The organism is Pseudomonas sp. 2 (assembly GCF_056627435.1).
In genome coordinates, this window is record NZ_JBWXNG010000025.1 from 44,368 (window position 1) to 58,406 (window position 14,039).

At 63.8% G+C, this 14,039-nt stretch carries 14 protein-coding genes; 8 read left to right on the plus strand and 6 right to left on the minus strand.

The window, feature by feature from the left end; genetic code table 11:
• Positions 1-110: 110 nt before the first annotated feature.
• Genes AC1MEK_RS28570 through AC1MEK_RS28580 form a run of 3 tightly spaced genes read left to right on the plus strand, consistent with a single transcriptional unit; the run spans position 111 to position 2,336 of the window.
• Positions 111-1,277, plus strand: coding sequence for a PAS domain-containing sensor histidine kinase (locus AC1MEK_RS28570; RefSeq protein ID WP_480399611.1), 1,167 nt, complete (start codon positions 111-113; stop codon positions 1,275-1,277).
• A complete protein-coding gene (locus tag AC1MEK_RS28575) occupies positions 1,277-1,648 on the plus strand; it encodes a response regulator (RefSeq protein WP_480399612.1) in 372 nt (123 codons plus the stop codon). The genes AC1MEK_RS28570 and AC1MEK_RS28575 overlap by 1 nt, the downstream gene beginning before the upstream one ends.
• A 34-nt stretch (positions 1,649-1,682) precedes the next feature.
• Positions 1,683-2,336 carry a response regulator transcription factor gene (locus AC1MEK_RS28580; RefSeq protein ID WP_480399613.1) on the plus strand — a complete coding sequence of 218 codons (654 nt, stop codon included), beginning with the start codon at positions 1,683-1,685 and terminating at the stop codon, positions 2,334-2,336.
• Position 2,337: 1 nt separating this feature from the next.
• Here AC1MEK_RS28580 and AC1MEK_RS28585 read toward each other — a convergent pair whose 3' ends face one another.
• The 5 genes from AC1MEK_RS28585 to hrpB form a co-directional block, all read right to left on the minus strand.
• Positions 2,338-5,229, minus strand: coding sequence for an ATP-binding protein (locus AC1MEK_RS28585; protein ID WP_480399614.1), 2,892 nt, complete (start codon positions 5,227-5,229; stop codon positions 2,338-2,340).
• A 121-nt stretch (positions 5,230-5,350) separates the two neighbouring features.
• Positions 5,351-5,767: an Ohr family peroxiredoxin gene (locus AC1MEK_RS28590; protein ID WP_480399615.1), complete on the minus strand. Its 417-nt coding sequence runs from the start codon at positions 5,765-5,767 to the stop codon at positions 5,351-5,353.
• A gap of 39 nt (positions 5,768-5,806) precedes the next feature.
• Complete coding sequence (locus tag AC1MEK_RS28595) at positions 5,807-6,199, minus strand: sigma factor (RefSeq protein WP_480399616.1); 393 nt, start codon at positions 6,197-6,199, stop codon at positions 5,807-5,809.
• A gap of 224 nt (positions 6,200-6,423) precedes the next feature.
• Positions 6,424-7,347 carry a CAAX protease gene (locus AC1MEK_RS28600; RefSeq protein WP_480399617.1) on the minus strand — a complete coding sequence of 308 codons (924 nt, stop codon included), beginning with the start codon at positions 7,345-7,347 and terminating at the stop codon, positions 6,424-6,426.
• A gap of 206 nt (positions 7,348-7,553) precedes the next feature.
• Positions 7,554-10,088 (minus strand): ATP-dependent helicase HrpB, encoded by a 2,535-nt coding sequence (gene hrpB / locus AC1MEK_RS28605; RefSeq protein WP_480399618.1) that lies wholly within the window; start codon positions 10,086-10,088, stop codon positions 7,554-7,556.
• A gap of 143 nt (positions 10,089-10,231) precedes the next feature.
• On the opposite strand from hrpB, the gene AC1MEK_RS28610 reads away from it, so the two are divergent.
• Both AC1MEK_RS28610 and AC1MEK_RS28615 read left to right on the plus strand, forming a co-directional pair.
• On the plus strand, positions 10,232-10,657 hold the full coding sequence (locus AC1MEK_RS28610; protein WP_480399619.1) for a polyribonucleotide nucleotidyltransferase: 426 nt from the start codon (positions 10,232-10,234) through the stop codon (positions 10,655-10,657).
• Positions 10,658-10,688: 31 nt separating this feature from the next.
• Positions 10,689-11,594, plus strand: a complete 906-nt coding sequence (locus AC1MEK_RS28615) for a cation diffusion facilitator family transporter (protein ID WP_480399620.1) — start codon at positions 10,689-10,691, stop codon at positions 11,592-11,594.
• A gap of 112 nt (positions 11,595-11,706) precedes the next feature.
• On the opposite strand, the gene AC1MEK_RS28620 is transcribed toward AC1MEK_RS28615, so the two are convergent.
• Positions 11,707-12,525, minus strand: a complete 819-nt coding sequence (locus AC1MEK_RS28620) for a DUF6515 family protein (RefSeq protein WP_480399621.1) — start codon at positions 12,523-12,525, stop codon at positions 11,707-11,709.
• On the opposite strand from AC1MEK_RS28620, the gene AC1MEK_RS28625 reads away from it, so the two are divergent.
• The 3 genes from AC1MEK_RS28625 to AC1MEK_RS28635 all read left to right on the plus strand — a co-directional run bounded on the left by AC1MEK_RS28625 (position 12,463) and on the right by AC1MEK_RS28635 (position 14,016).
• On the plus strand, positions 12,463-12,966 hold the full coding sequence (locus tag AC1MEK_RS28625; protein ID WP_480399622.1) for a hypothetical protein: 504 nt from the start codon (positions 12,463-12,465) through the stop codon (positions 12,964-12,966). The genes AC1MEK_RS28620 and AC1MEK_RS28625 overlap by 63 nt on opposite strands.
• 312 nt (positions 12,967-13,278) lie before the next feature.
• The gene (locus AC1MEK_RS28630) at positions 13,279-13,758 is read left to right on the plus strand and encodes an Lrp/AsnC family transcriptional regulator (RefSeq protein ID WP_274135417.1); all 480 of its coding nucleotides are present in this window, start codon (positions 13,279-13,281) and stop codon (positions 13,756-13,758) included.
• A 51-nt stretch (positions 13,759-13,809) separates the two neighbouring features.
• Positions 13,810-14,016, plus strand: coding sequence for a DUF2788 domain-containing protein (locus AC1MEK_RS28635; RefSeq protein ID WP_480399623.1), 207 nt, complete (start codon positions 13,810-13,812; stop codon positions 14,014-14,016).
• The last annotated feature ends 23 nt before the right edge of the window (positions 14,017-14,039 follow it).

Genomic DNA, 14,039 nt, shown 5'->3' on the forward strand with positions numbered 1-14,039 from the left:
AACCGCGGCGCCCGCTGCGCCGTTTTACCCTTGCGACACCTAAGTACGATGTCAAGAACAAGGCCCGTGGCGCATCCTCGACCACCGGCGACAACGAGAACACGACCGCCATGGACAACGAATTCGAGCGAGTCAGTGCCTCCGAAGAAAGCCTGCGCAGCCTGATCAACGCCGTGCCGGGTTTCGTCTGGAGCGCTGCGCCCGATGGCAATGTCACCTTCCTCAACCAGCGCTGGGCGGACTACACCGGCATGACATTAAGCGAGGCGCGGGGCACCGGCTGGACCCAGTCGCTGCACCCCGAAGACGCCCCCGCACTGGCGGCCTACTGGGGTGCGCTGTTGCAGTCGGGCGAGAGTGGTGAATACGAGGCGCGGCTGCGTCGCTTCGACGGCACCTATCGCTGGTTTTTGATCCGCGCCGTGCCGCAGCGCGACGAATCCGGTGCCATCCTGCGCTGGTATGGCGAGAACACCGACATCGAAGACCGCAAGCGTGCAGAAGCCGCGCTGGACAAGATGCGCTCGGAGCTGGCGCACCTGGCCCGGGTCGCGAGCCTCGGCGCGCTGACGGCCTCCATCGCCCACGAGGTCAACCAGCCGCTGGCGGGCATCATCACCAACGCCAGCACCTGCCTGCGCATGCTCGGCGCCGACCCGCCGAATGTCACCGGCGCCCTGGAAACCGCGCGCCGCACCATTCGCGACGGCAACCGCGCCGCCGATGTGATCAACCGACTGCGCGCGCTGTTCTCGAAGAAAAGCATCACCATCGAAAGCGTCGACATCAACGAAGCCGCCCGGGAAGTCATCGCCATGCTGCTGGGCGAACTGCAGCGCAACGGCGTGCTGCTGCACCCCGATTTCGCCGGCAACCTGCCTCAGGTGATGGGCGATCGCGTGCAGTTGCAACAGGTCATCCTCAACCTGATCCTCAATGCCCTTGAGGCCATGAACAAAATCACCAGCCGTTCGCGACATCTGCGCATCAGCACCCACACCTGCGATGGCGGGCGCGTCAGCCTGACGGTGCGGGACAACGGCAGCGGCTTCGACCCACAGGATTCGGAACGGCTGTTCACCGCCTTCTACACCACCAAGAGCTCGGGCATGGGCATTGGTCTGTCGGTAAGCCGCTCGATCATCGAACACCACGATGGCACGCTGTGGGCCACGCTCAACAGCGACGGCCCCGGTGCCAGCTTTCGCATCGACCTGCCGACCACATCGCCAGGCGCGCAGGCCTGCGACAGCGGCCCGACCCAGGAGGCGTGCTGATGGACACGCCCTTGCTGATCACCGTCGTTGACGATGACGAATCCGTGCGTGAGTCGTTGCCCGACCTGCTGCGCGAGTTCGGCTTTCGTGTGCAGGCGTTCTCTTCGGCGGTGGATTTTCTGGCGTCCGATTACCTGGATCAGACCCGCTGCCTGATCCTCGACATCGCCATGCCGGGCATGTCGGGCCTGGAGCTGCAACGGGAACTGACGCGGCGGCGCTACAACATTCCGATCATTTTCATCACCGCCCACGGCGATCCCGCCGAGCGCCTGCGCCTGATGAACCACGGCGCCGTGGAGTGCCTGATGAAACCCTTCAGTGAGGCCGCGCTGCTCAAGGCTTTGAGCGCCGCGCTGCCAGTCAGCTGAGTGCGGCATCGAGCCCGTGAGGAGGTGGCTTTTGATGAATGACAACGCGCTTGCGCAAGGACGCAAGGCCGTGCCGAACGACACCCGGCCTGTGGTGTTCGTGGTCGACGACGATGTTTCGGTGCGCGAGTCGCTGGAGCTTTTGATCGGCGTCGCCCAGTGGCGGCCCCGGCTGTTCGAGTCGGCACAGGCCTTTCTCGAACAGCCGCCGTCGCCGGTGCCCAGTTGCCTGGTGCTGGACATCAACCTGCCGGACCTGAACGGGCTGGATCTGCAGAACAGGATCGGCAGCGAGCGGCCGGACCTGCCGATCATCTTCCTGACCGGCTACGGCGACGTGCCCCTGACCGTGCGCGCCATGAAGGCCGGGGCCTTGGAGTTCCTGACCAAGCCATTCGATGACGAGGTGTTGTTGCAGGCCATCGCCGATGCCCTCGAACACAGCCGTGCGGCGCTGGCCCGTGAAGACGGCCTGCGTTCTCTGCGCGATGCCCACGCCAGCCTTACCCCGCGTGAGCATGAGGTGCTGACGATGGTGGTCGCCGGCCGTCTGAACAAAGTGATCGCGTCGGACTTGGGCATCAGCGAGATTACGGTCAAGGCCCATCGCGGCAAGGTGATGCGCAAGATGAAGGCGCGCTCGGTGGCTGATCTGGTCAAGATGGCCGGGCAGTTGGGCCTGCGCTGAATCAGGCCTGCAGGCTTTGCCAGAGGGCCTGAAGCTTACGCAGATCCAGCGTGTCGAAGCCTTCGGTGAACTGCTCCCGACACAGGCCGATCAGGGCCCGCGCTTCACTGCGCCGTTCGCGGGCCAGCCACAATGCGGCCAGGTCCATTGAGGTTCTCAGCGCCCAGGCGCGGGCGCCTTGCTTGCGCGCCAGGTCCAGCGATTCGGTCAGGGCGATTTCGACCCGGGCGTGATCGTCCGGCCACAGTATTGCCAGAATCTGCGCCTTGATCCGCAGCAACTCCGGCAAGGCAAAGGCGTCGGCGCTGCTGCGGCAATGCTCGATGCTGCGCTCGACCTGCGTCAGCGCCTGCTCGTGGCGCCCGGCCAGAATCAGCCCTTCGACCAGCGAGATTTCGAACGAGGTGGTCAGCAGCTCGTAACGCATGCCGTGCAGCCGCGCGAGGCTTTCTTCGAGCATCGCCACCGCTTCCCCCGGCTCACCGGCACGGATCGCAATGGCCGCGCGAATGCCCATGGCCGCCGCGATATAGGGGCCAAACGCGTTGGCGTGGGCGATGCCGGCGAAGGTTTCGATGCGCTCGGCGGCCTTGTCCAGATCGCCGGTCCAGAGGTAGATGCACAGCGTCCAGATCAGCGCGATGCAGTAGGTGATCGAGTGATCCAGCGCTGCCGCTTCGTCCTCGACCTGCTCGGCCCACTCCCGCGCCTGATCGGCGTAGCCCATCAACCACAGCGTGCGCGCCAGGCCCAGGCCGGTGCGGTTGCGGTGATCGAAACCGTAATGAATGGTGCTGCTGCGCTCGGAGGGCAGGCTGTTGCGCAGGGACAGCTCAAGCTCCTCGCGGGCCAGAATCTGGTTGCCCAACAGATGGTGGGAAATCCCCGCCAGCGATGCGGCCACCGAGATGGCTTCAGGCTTGCCGATATCATGCCCGACCTCCACCGCCTGCTCAGCCCAGGCCAGCGAAGACGGGAAATCGCCGATGCGCTCGTAGAAAATCTGCAAGCGGCCCAGCACGCGCAAACGCGACCACTGATCGCCCAGGGCGATGGCAATATCCAGCGCCCTGAGCAGGGATTTTTCGGCGGACTCGCTGTTGCCCTGCGTGAACATCAACGTCAGGCCCAGCGCGGCCTGCAGCTCCATCTCGGTCGGCGTGCCGAAGTAGCCCAGCTCCAGCAACTCGATGGCCCGGGCGCACCAGGTGCGGCACTCGACCATCAATGAATAATGTAAAAACAACTGCGAACTGGCCGCCGCCAACGGCAGCGCCAGCCCCGGGTCGCCATGGGGGCCGAAGCTCCACTCCAGCGCGCTGCGCACGTTGCCCAACTGGCTGGCCAGGCGCGCCGAGCGCTCGTAGATTTCCCCCGGCGAGACGCCCAGATGCCCGAGCAGATCCATGTAGAACGCCGCGTGCCGGAACGCCAGCAGATGCACCTGGGCCTCGCCCTGGGCCACCAGTTTTTCCCGAGCATAGGCGCGGGTCATTTCCAGCAGCCGGTAAGCGCCCATCGGGTCGGTCAGCTCGACGGCCACCAGCCCTTTGGCCGCCAGTTCATCGAGCATCGCGGCGGCGGTCACCGAGTCGATCTGCGCATCGGCGACCACCTGTGAGGCAGCCTCCTGCGAGAACGGGCCGACGAAAATCGCCAGCCGGGCGAACACCAGGCACTCGTCCGCCGACAGCAGGTTATAGCTCCAGTCGAGCATCGCGCGCAGGGTCTGATGCCGCGGTTGAGCGGTGCGGCGTCCCGACCAACCCAAAGAAAACCGCTCGCCGAGCAACGCGTGAGTCGCACGCACGCCATAGGCCCCCACGCGCACGGCCGCCAGCTCGATCGGCAGCGCCATGCCTTCGAGGCGACGGCACATGTCGGCGATCATCCGCGCATCGTCGGCGTCGATCACTAACGCGGCATTGCCCGAAGACGCACGCTCAACGAACAGCTCGATGGCCGGATACGCCAGCAGCTCATCCACCGACAAATCCTGGGCCTCACCCGGAAACTCCAGCGGGTTGAGCCAGTGCACGTGCTCACCGCGGGCACGCAGCGGTTCGCGGCTGGTGGTCAGCAGGCTGACCCGCGGCGCGGCTTCGCGGATCTGCTCGGCGATGGTGGAAACCACATCGATCAGGTGCTCGCAGTTGTCGATAACCAGCAGTAACTCCTGAGGCTGCAAATGCGCCAGCAGCACAACCATCGGGTCGTCTACCTGCACCGGAATGTCCAGCGAGCCAGCCAGCGCCGAGGGCACCAGCAAGGGGTCTTCGACCTGCGCCAGATCGACGAAACGAACGCGGCCAGGGCGCGTGGCATGCAGCCGGTGGCCGACCTCGACCGCCAGGCTGGTCTTGCCGACGCCACCGGCGCCGACGATGGTGAACAACTTGGGCGCCTGCAGGCGCTCGGCGACCATCTGCACATCGGTTTCACGGCCGATCAGGCGCGTACGCGGCGGCAGGCTGCCCACTGCCGTCGAGAACCGCCGCACCGGCACTGGCGCAACGGCCTGTTCGAGAGGGTCCGGCCCGCCCTGCACCCGTTCGATAGGCGCGACAAAGGCGTAACCGACACCCACTTGGGTGGCGATGTAACGCGCGCCCTGCTCGCCATCGCCAAGAATGCGGCGCAGCCCGGTCATGTGAAAACGCAGGCTGCCTTCTTCGACCACTACGTCCGGCCAGACCTTGTCGATCAGTTCGCGCTTGGACAGCACCCGGCCCGGCCGCTCGATCAGCGCGATCAGCAGGTCCAGCGCCCGGCCGCCGATCTCCACGGCCACACCGTCGCGGCTGAGCAGGCGCTTGCTCGGCGTCACGCAGAACGGGCCGAAGGCAAAGCGCAGGGCGAATGATTCGTGCAGGTCGTCCAGGGCTGACTCCACGGGGGTCGGTGTCCGAAAATTCAGGGTTATGCCGGCCGATGCAGCACGATGGGCGCAGGCTTGAGCATGATAGGCGTTTTGTAACACCGTTCAAGGGATGCGCCCGGGTGCTGCATGGGACTTAAACCAGGGTCACGGCCATTTCCAGGCCGCCGCGCATGGCCTTGGAATACGGACAGTTGTGCCGGGCCGCTTCGATCAGCTCAGTGGCCAGATCGTCCGCAAGCCCGGGCAGCGACACCGCCAGCCGTGCGCGCAGGAAAAAACCCTGTTCGCCATGCACCAGATCCACCTGAGCATCGACCGCGGTATCGCTGGGGAAGCCGATCCGGCGCGCATTGCAGCCATGGCGCAACGCCCCGATAAAGCTGGCCGACCAGCCGATGGCGAACAACTGCTCGGGGTTGGTCCCGCTTCCGGGCGCCCCCGGCGGGGAGAGTTTCAGGTCGAGCCGGCCATCGTGGCTGCGCCCCGCACCATCACGGCCGCCTGTGGTGTAGGTGTGGCCGGTGTACAAAATCTTTTCAATGCTGATCATCAGGGGATCCGACAGAAAACAGGCAAATCGCAACAGTGTTCAGACTGCGCGCATGACGTGGCGTGGAGCGCAGGCAGCCGGTGCCCGCGAGGCGTCGACAGGACGGGCATCGAGATTGAGCAGATAATCACGCAACGTGCTGCGCGCCACCTCGATCAACCAGGCGCGAAACGGGTAGGCGCTGTCGTAACCCTCGCGATGCCGACACAGCGCCGCGAACGCCTGATCCACCAGCGCCTGCAGATCCTCCCGCCGCGCCCGCCCGGCCTGCACCTGCCCTTCATAAAAAGCCGTGAGCAACGGCGCCACCGCCGCGAACAACTGCGAGCCGCCCTGGCCGTCCGCGACGACCCGGGCGATCAACGCACCCAGCTCATCGTTACTGGGCCTGTCGTCCCCGCACACGCAGCTCTGGCGAAATTCTTCGGACATGATCGGCACTCTCGAAATGGACAACCGTGACAGCGCTGTTCGCAGGGCGTTCACGCTGTTGATGGCGAGGCTACAGAGTGAGGGGTGGGGGTGGTGGGGGCCAGTTATGCGGTGTTAGCGGGTGTTAGAAAGGCAAGGATCCTTTGCTTGCCTGTCCCGAAAGCGGGAACAGATGAACGAATGCTGACACTGTCGAGCCAACGCCTGGGTCCCGCCGGAGCAGGCTACTCGGATTGCAAAGTGCAGATTATCTCGGGCTCACCACCGAGCGCGAGCCTTGCAACTTCATTGTGACGGGTCACGGCTTGGGCAACCCTCACCAGCGTATCCATGCTGTCGATGTCATGGGCCGCCAACTGATACTTGAATCTTGTAATTTCCGCTACGGAGCACGCTCTGCGAGCATTCTTCACAGTGCCACTCTTGGTGAGCAGATCAGCCTTTTCCGGTGAGATCCAGACTATCAGCTCCATCAGCTTGTCGATTTTTTCGTGCAGATGGATCACCGCATGCTGCTCGTTGGTAACGCCGAAGCGTTTCCATGCAGGTTCGTGATGGAAAATCCTGTTGCGGAATCGTCGAACCAGAGAAACTCGTTCTCGACACCGTGCGAGCATGTCCGAGCCCTGATGCGTCGGCCAGGAGCCTCTGAACACCCGTCCAAGGTGCTTGGGCCAGATCAGGTTATCGCCCATGTATTCGCTTTCCAGAAGAAACTCCCAGGTTGAAAAGTCGGTTTTGGCGATGATCTCCTGATGATCCGGAACACCACTGAATCGCCGCCCCAAGCGCATCGATCTATCTTTTTGCGCGGCCTTGTACGCCGACAGGAAATTATGGGTCAGGTACTCGACCGGCCAGGGCAATTTGGCTGCCCCCGGAGTGAAACTCCTGTACTGCAAGGTGCCTTTTTTCCACCAGAACCGGCCCAGGTCAGCCGTCAGAACAGCGTCGATAGAATTGCGGAGCGTGACCTCCACCGCTGCGAGCAATGGATACAAGGCAGCACAGACATGAGAATTCCAGAGATACGCGCCTACCAACTGCGCATCATCGTGCGTAGCAAAAACCTTGCTGTAGCTGGCAATCCTGTGCGAACTGATGAGTTCATCGATCAACGAGGGCCGGTACTTCACGGTATGCGGCATCCTGAATGCTTCCTTGGCAGTGAGGCTCTCCGAAGCGGGGTTGACACCTCTGCCAGCCGCTCGTAGGATCGTCCGCAGGTTGGTGACGAGTTCCAATGAGCGCAAGCTTACGACTCATCGCGAAGACCACGAAACACCCACCCCGGCCCAGAGCCGGGGTTTTCGTTTCCGGGTGTTGCGCCTTTCTCACTGTCGCAAGCGTCTACTCACGTCCCCCTCGGCTTCGCCCTCGCCGTCGGCTCGGCCACCAACGGGTCTTCCGGCCAATAATGCTTGGGGTATCGCCCCTTCAGATCCTTCTTCACATCCTGATAGGTGTTCTTCCAGAAGCTGGCCAGATCCTGGGTCACCTGCACCGGGCGCCGGGCCGGGGACAGCAGGTGCAGCTTGACGATCTGCCGACCGCCGGCGATGCGTGGGGTGTCAGCCAGGCCGAAGAGTTCCTGCAGACGCACGGCGAGGATCGGCGGGTGTTCGCTGTAATCCAGGCGCACTGACGAGCCGGATGGCACGCTCAGGTGATGCGGCGCCTGTTCTTCCAGGCGCTGTGGCAGCGGCCAGGGCAGCAGGGTGTACAGCATCGACGGCAGGTCCAGGTTGGCGAAGTGACTGAGGCGGGTGACCTTGCCCAGATACGGCAGCAGCCAGTGCTCCAGCTGGTCGAGCAGCGCCTGATTGCTCACGTCTGGCCATTCGCTGGCGGCGTTTTTCTCAAGATCCAGTTGCCGCAGCAACGCGACGCGGGCCTGCCACTGGCGCAGTTCCGGCGTCCAGGGCAGCAGCTCCAGGCCCTTGCGGCGCACCAGCGCGAGCAATGCCTGACCACGGGCCGAGTCGTCGAGGCCGGTCAGCGGCTCGCGGCTGAGGATCAATTCCCCGACCTTGCGCTGACGTTCGGCGCGGAACACACCTTCACGCTCGTCCCAGTCCAGTTGGTCCGCCTGGCTGACCTGCTCGGCCAGCACCGAATCGAACAAGCCAGGGTCCAGATCCGCTGCCAGGTAAATGCGTTCCTCGCGCTGGCCCTGACGACTGCCCAGGTCGGCAATCACCAGCCACGGCTCTTTCATCAGCGCATCGGGCTCTGTGAACAACGCCGCCCGACCATTGGCCAGCCGGTATTCCGCACCACCGGACCGGCGTTGCTGGGCCACGCGGTCCGGATAGGCCAGCGCCAGCAACGCGCCCAGCCAGCGTGGATGATCGGGATCGGCGACCGTCTTTTTCGAGTTGCCTCGCAGATAACCACGGTACTGACGGGACAACTGCCTGGCGCGCTGAACGCCGCCCTGAGCACCACGGGCCGCGCGTTCTGCGCCGGCCAGCAAAGTCAGACGGCTGTGCAGATCGGCACCGGCGCCGCGCAAGATGTCGCGCTCGCCCAGCAGCGCCGCGACATCACAGGCCAGCGGCCCCAGCCCCAGTTCCTGGCCGCGCAACAACAGATGGCCGATACGCGGGTGCGCAGGCAACTCGGCCATGGCCTGACCGTGAGGCGTGATCTTCCAGCCCTCGCCCGCCTGACGACTCAAGGCACCGAGCCGCCCGAGCAAGTCCTGCGCCTGCGCATAAGCGGCCGCTGGAGGCGTGTCGAGCCACGCCAGTTGCGCAGGTTCGACACCCCAACGGGCCAGCTGCAAGGCAAGGCCGGCAAGATCGGCCTGGAGGATTTCCGCCGTGCCATAGGCCGCCAGTTGCTCATGCTGCGCCTCGGACCACAGGCGATAACACACACCCGGTTCCAGGCGCCCTGCTCGCCCGGCTCGTTGGGTGGCGCTGGCGCGGGAAATGCGCTGAGTGTCCAGCCGGGTCATGCCGCTGCCCGGGTCGAAACGCGGCACCCGCGCCAGCCCCGCATCGACCACCACGCGCACGCCATCGATGGTCAGGCTGGTCTCGGCGATGTTGGTGGCCAGCACGACTTTGCGTTTGCCGCTGGGCGCCGGGTCGATGGCAGCACGCTGAGCATTCAGATCCAACTCGCCGTGCAGCGGGCATAGCAGCACATCGCTGCGCTCGCCCAAGGCGTCGGCCAGTTGCTGGTGAACGCGGCGAATCTCGGCCTGCCCCGGCAGAAACACCAACAGACTGCCAGTTTCATTACCCAATGCATCGAGCACGGTCTGCACCACGCGCGGCTCGATGAACTCACCCGGCTGGAATGGCCGCCCCCACTGCGTCGCCACCGGGAACATGCGCCCCTGGCTGCTGATCACCGGCGCGTCATCGAGCAGGCTCGACAGCCGCTCGCCTTCCAGCGTCGCCGACATCAGCAGGATTTTCAGCGGCTGCTCATCGCGAAACAGCGCCCGGCCATTGAGGCTGAGCGCCAGGGCCAGATCGGCGTCGAGGCTTCTTTCGTGGAATTCATCGAAAATCAGCAGCCCCACGCCTTCCAGCGACGGATCCTCCTGCAAGCGGCGGGTGAGAATGCCCTCGGTCACCACCTCGATGCGGGTATTCGGCCCGACCTTGCTGTCCAGCCGGATGCGGTAACCCACGGTCTCGCCGACCTTCTCCCCCAGCTCCGACGCCAGCCGCTCCGCCGCCGCCCGCGCGGCCAGCCGCCGAGGCTCGAGCATCAGAATGCTCTGCCCGGCCAGCCACGCCTCGTTCAGCAACGCCAGCGGCACGCGCGTGGTCTTGCCCGCACCGGGCGGCGCTTCGAGCACCGCTTCGTCACGGTCGGCAAGGGCTTGGCGCAGGGCAGGCAGAACGGCATCGATGGGTAGGGAATTCATGAGGGCTCCAGAAACAGACCGCCGATTATACGGCGCGCCGCACGGCTTTGTTTGCCCCGACACAGAACCGTCCCACATCTGAGATAGTCTTATTGGTTAGGCATTTGCCTTGTATAGTTGCGACTTCCTCTGAGGAGATTTCCATGCGCATTCCTTCGCGTTTGATCGGCACTGTCCTGATCGGCAGCCTGCTGGCTCAGCTGACTGCCTGCGGCAGTATTTTCTACCCTGATCGTCGCGGCCAGATTCAGGGCAGCGGCAGGATGGACCCGGCGATCGTGGTGCTCGACGCCATCGGTCTGTTGTTCTACATCATCCCCGGCGTGATCGCGTTCGGCGTCGACTTCGCCACCGGTGCGATCTACCTGCCCAATGGCAACCAGGCGCAGATCGATCCGCAGAAGCTGCAGCCTGCCGTGCGCACCGACGGCACGGTGGACAACGCCAAGCTGCAGGCCATCATCCAGACCGAGCTGGGCCGTACCCTGCCGCTGGACGATCCTCGCCTGATCCAGCACAAGGGCAGCACGCAGCAGCTGGCTTCCCTGGGCCTGGCGCCGTCCGCCTGATCTTTTCGCCGTTGTCACGCAAGGAAGTGCCATGAGCAGCAGCCCTGAACATGCCCGGTTATTGCGTCTGGCGACGCGGGCGTCACTGGCGGTGGCCAGTATTCTGATCATCGCCAAGGCGGTGGCCTGGTGGATCAGTGGCTCGGTCAGCCTGCTGGCGGGGCTGACCGACTCGCTGCTCGACGGCGCGGCGTCCTTCCTCAATCTGCTGGCGGTGCATTACGCGCTACGCCCGGCCGATGAGGACCACCGCTACGGCCATGGCAAGGCCGAAGCGCTGTCGGGCATGGCGCAGGCGTTGTTCATTGCGGTCAGTGCGTTTCTGATCGGCTTTCAGGCCATCGAACGGATTCAGCACTCTCAGGCCTTGAGCGCACCGGGCCTGGGCATGCTGGTGATGGTGCTGTCGATTGCGCTGACCGTCGGCCTGCTGATGCTGCAGCACAAGGTGGTCAAGGAAACCGGCTCGGCGGCCATCCGCGCCGACTCGCTGCATTACCGTTCGGACTTGCTGCTCAATGTCAGCATCATGCTCGCGCTGGGCCTGGCGTATTTGGGCTACGACCAGCTCGATGCGTATTTCGGTCTGGCGATCGCGTTCTACATCCTGTGGAGCGCGATTTCCATTGCCCGGGAGACGGTGTCGGTGCTGATGGATGAAGAGCTTGAGCCAGGTGTCAGCGCGCGCATGCTGGAACTGGCGCAGGCGGTGCCCGGGGTGCTCGGCGCGCACGATCTGCGGACCCGGGTTTCAGGCAATCACTGGTTCGTGCAATTGCATCTGGAGTTGCCGGGGGCGCTGACGCTGTCGGTGGCCCATGACCTGTGCGAGCAGGTCGAGCGGGCGATCATGAAGGAATTCCCGAAGGCCGAAGTGCTGGTGCACGCCGACCCTCAGGAAGTGGTGAAGCGGGCGAACAGTCCGGCGGTTAACTAACCGGATCCTGTAGGAGCGAATTTATTCGCGAAAATGGCACGGGCGATAGAGATGTTTCGGTCTCTCAGGCCATTCGCGAATGAATTCGCTCCTACAGATCATCATCCATCCATCACTGCTGAACGCTATACCCACGACTCGCATAACAGCCCGCCATCGCCTGGCGATAAATCCCCACCACTTCTGGCGCAGGCTGGTACGTCGCCGCTGCCGGATCGAAATTGCTCTGCTGCACCGCATAGCGGTAGCAGTCATAGCGGTCCTGCTCGATCTGCTGCTGGGTCTGGCCGTTGGCCGGGTAGGAGATCACGTCGTACGGGTTGTCAGGTTGTTGCGGCGGTTGCGGCAGCGACTCGGGGCTGTACACCGGCTCGACGCCCTGCGGCGGCTCGGCGACGACGTATTCCTGAGTGCTCTGCTCGTAGGTGTAATAGGTACCCGCCGCCAGGAAGAACAGCGCGCTGCCCAACCAGACCTGCTGCGCGTAATCCGGCAGGTAGCGCACACGCACCCCGCGCGGCGGCGCAACTACCACGTACCGCGGACCTTGCGGGCGATACCAGTAGCCACCGGAATAGAAGTAGTCGTTGCCGCGATACGGCACGCGCGAATAGCCGCCCGGCATGCGGTCGATCTCGTAGCCCGGACGATAACGCGGGCCTGAACCCCAGCCATCGCCGTGGGGTGGACGGCCGCCCTGCCAGTTGCCATTGCCGGGACGGTTATCGCCGCCACGCCACGGGTTGTCCCGCGGCTGGTCACGGTAGAAGCCCTGACGCGGCTGTTGGGTCTGCATCACGGTGTCGGGACGGCTCTGGATGGGCAGGTTTTTCTGGCGCTCCTGCAACTGGCGCTGTTGCAACTGTTGTTGCTGCTGGCGCTGTTGTTGCTCGAGCTGCTGCTGGCGCTGATCCTGCTGCGCCTGATTCATACGCTGCTGATTGCGCTCGCGCTCCTGCTGCTGACGCTGCTGGTCGAAGCGTTGCTGTTGTTGCTGCTGGATCTGCCGTTGTTGCTGCAGCTGTTCCTGCTGGCGCTGTTGCTGATACTGCTGCTGTTGTTGCTCGCGCTGTTGATCGCGCTGTCTATCCTCATTGAAGCTGCGTTGCTGATTCTGTTGCTGCTGACGCTGCATGTCGAAGCTGCGTTGCTGTTGCTGACGCTGTTCATTGCGCTGCTGCTGTTGCTGCTGATTGTTATCGTCGGCCAACACCTGAGCACTGACGCTCAAGGCCAAGAGACTGACACCTGCCAAACGCCAGATGCGCGTGTTCATGCTTTCCTCACTGCGGCGCGGATACCTGTTGATAGGACTGCATTCTGGGTGCGCCGTTCGCCGCACTCTATCAGCAGGCACGAATCGCAGGCATAAAAAAAGAGGGCTCGATGGCCCTCTCTTGAATGCTTCGTCCTGGCACGACGCTTTTGACGCCGGCTCACCTCGCATCGTCTGCTGGACAGTGCGTAGCCCGGTGGCCTGGTCAACCCTGTTGGGCTGGAGGCCGCGGCTGGCCTGATTCGGCGGGCCGCGCTGGACGCTGTGTCCGGGCAGTGATTCTGGGTAAAAGAATAGGCTCGGCGGCGCGACACAGGATTGCGAATGTTGCTGATGAAAACACCACTTGCGCAATTTTTCGCTTCGGATGAATAATTCGGCGCAATCGATCCATTAAAGGGGCCAGACATGAGCAAGCTCGACAGATACGACCTGAGTATTTTGGCTGAACTGCAGCGCGACGCGCGCATCTCCAATCAGGAACTGGCCGAGCGCATTGGCCTGTCGCCCTCGCCTTGCTCGCGCCGGGTCAAGCAGTTGGAAGACGACGGTTATATCGTGCGCCAGGTCGCCCTGCTCGACCGCAAGAAGCTTGGGCTGAGCCTGACCGCCTACGTGCTGATCGGCATGGACCGACACACCCCCGACCGCTTCGAGAACTTCGAGCAGCACATCCGCAACCTGCCCCAGGTGCTGGAGTGCAGCCTGGTGACCGGGATCGACGCCGACTATCAGCTCAAGGTCGTGGTCCCGGACATGGACCACTATCAGAAATTCCTGCTCGGCCACCTGACCCGCATCGATGGCGTCACCAGCGTGCGCTCGAGTTTCGTGCTCAACCAGGTGCTGGCCAGCACCGAATTGCCACTGGTGCACCTGCGCAGCTGACCGCAGGCTTACGGCCTATAATCCCCAGCCCCCACCTGCCGGAGATGCCCCATGGAACCCGAACTGTTCGAAGAGTGGATGATGACCATTCTGGTCACCGTGCTGATCGCGTTCATGGGGTTCATCGTGTGGGACCTGGCGAAGAAGTCCAAGGCCGGGCGCTTTGGCACGATCATCCTGTTCGGCGTGTTGGGGCTCGGAGTGTTGGCATTCGTAATCAAGAGTGTGGTGATTGCCTACATCGAGCAGCATAAATAATTTCAAGAAAACACCACCGTCCC

Coding starts and splice junctions, on each gene's coding strand:
- AC1MEK_RS28570 (WP_480399611.1), top strand. CDS start 111: ATGGACAACGAATTCGAGCGAGTCAGTGCCTCCGAAGAAAGCCTGCGC.
- AC1MEK_RS28575 (WP_480399612.1), top strand. CDS start 1,277: ATGGACACGCCCTTGCTGATCACCGTCGTTGACGATGACGAATCCGTG.
- AC1MEK_RS28580 (WP_480399613.1), top strand. CDS start 1,683: ATGAATGACAACGCGCTTGCGCAAGGACGCAAGGCCGTGCCGAACGAC.
- AC1MEK_RS28590 (WP_480399615.1), bottom strand. CDS start 5,767: ATGATCAGCATTGAAAAGATTTTGTACACCGGCCACACCTACACCACA.
- AC1MEK_RS28595 (WP_480399616.1), bottom strand. CDS start 6,199: ATGTCCGAAGAATTTCGCCAGAGCTGCGTGTGCGGGGACGACAGGCCC.
- AC1MEK_RS28600 (WP_480399617.1), bottom strand. CDS start 7,347: ATGCCGCATACCGTGAAGTACCGGCCCTCGTTGATCGATGAACTCATC.
- hrpB (WP_480399618.1), bottom strand. CDS start 10,088: ATGAATTCCCTACCCATCGATGCCGTTCTGCCTGCCCTGCGCCAAGCC.
- AC1MEK_RS28610 (WP_480399619.1), top strand. CDS start 10,232: ATGCGCATTCCTTCGCGTTTGATCGGCACTGTCCTGATCGGCAGCCTG.
- AC1MEK_RS28615 (WP_480399620.1), top strand. CDS start 10,689: ATGAGCAGCAGCCCTGAACATGCCCGGTTATTGCGTCTGGCGACGCGG.
- AC1MEK_RS28620 (WP_480399621.1), bottom strand. CDS start 12,525: ATGAATCAGGCGCAGCAGGATCAGCGCCAGCAGCAGCTCGAGCAACAA.
- AC1MEK_RS28630 (WP_274135417.1), top strand. CDS start 13,279: ATGAGCAAGCTCGACAGATACGACCTGAGTATTTTGGCTGAACTGCAG.
- AC1MEK_RS28635 (WP_480399623.1), top strand. CDS start 13,810: ATGGAACCCGAACTGTTCGAAGAGTGGATGATGACCATTCTGGTCACC.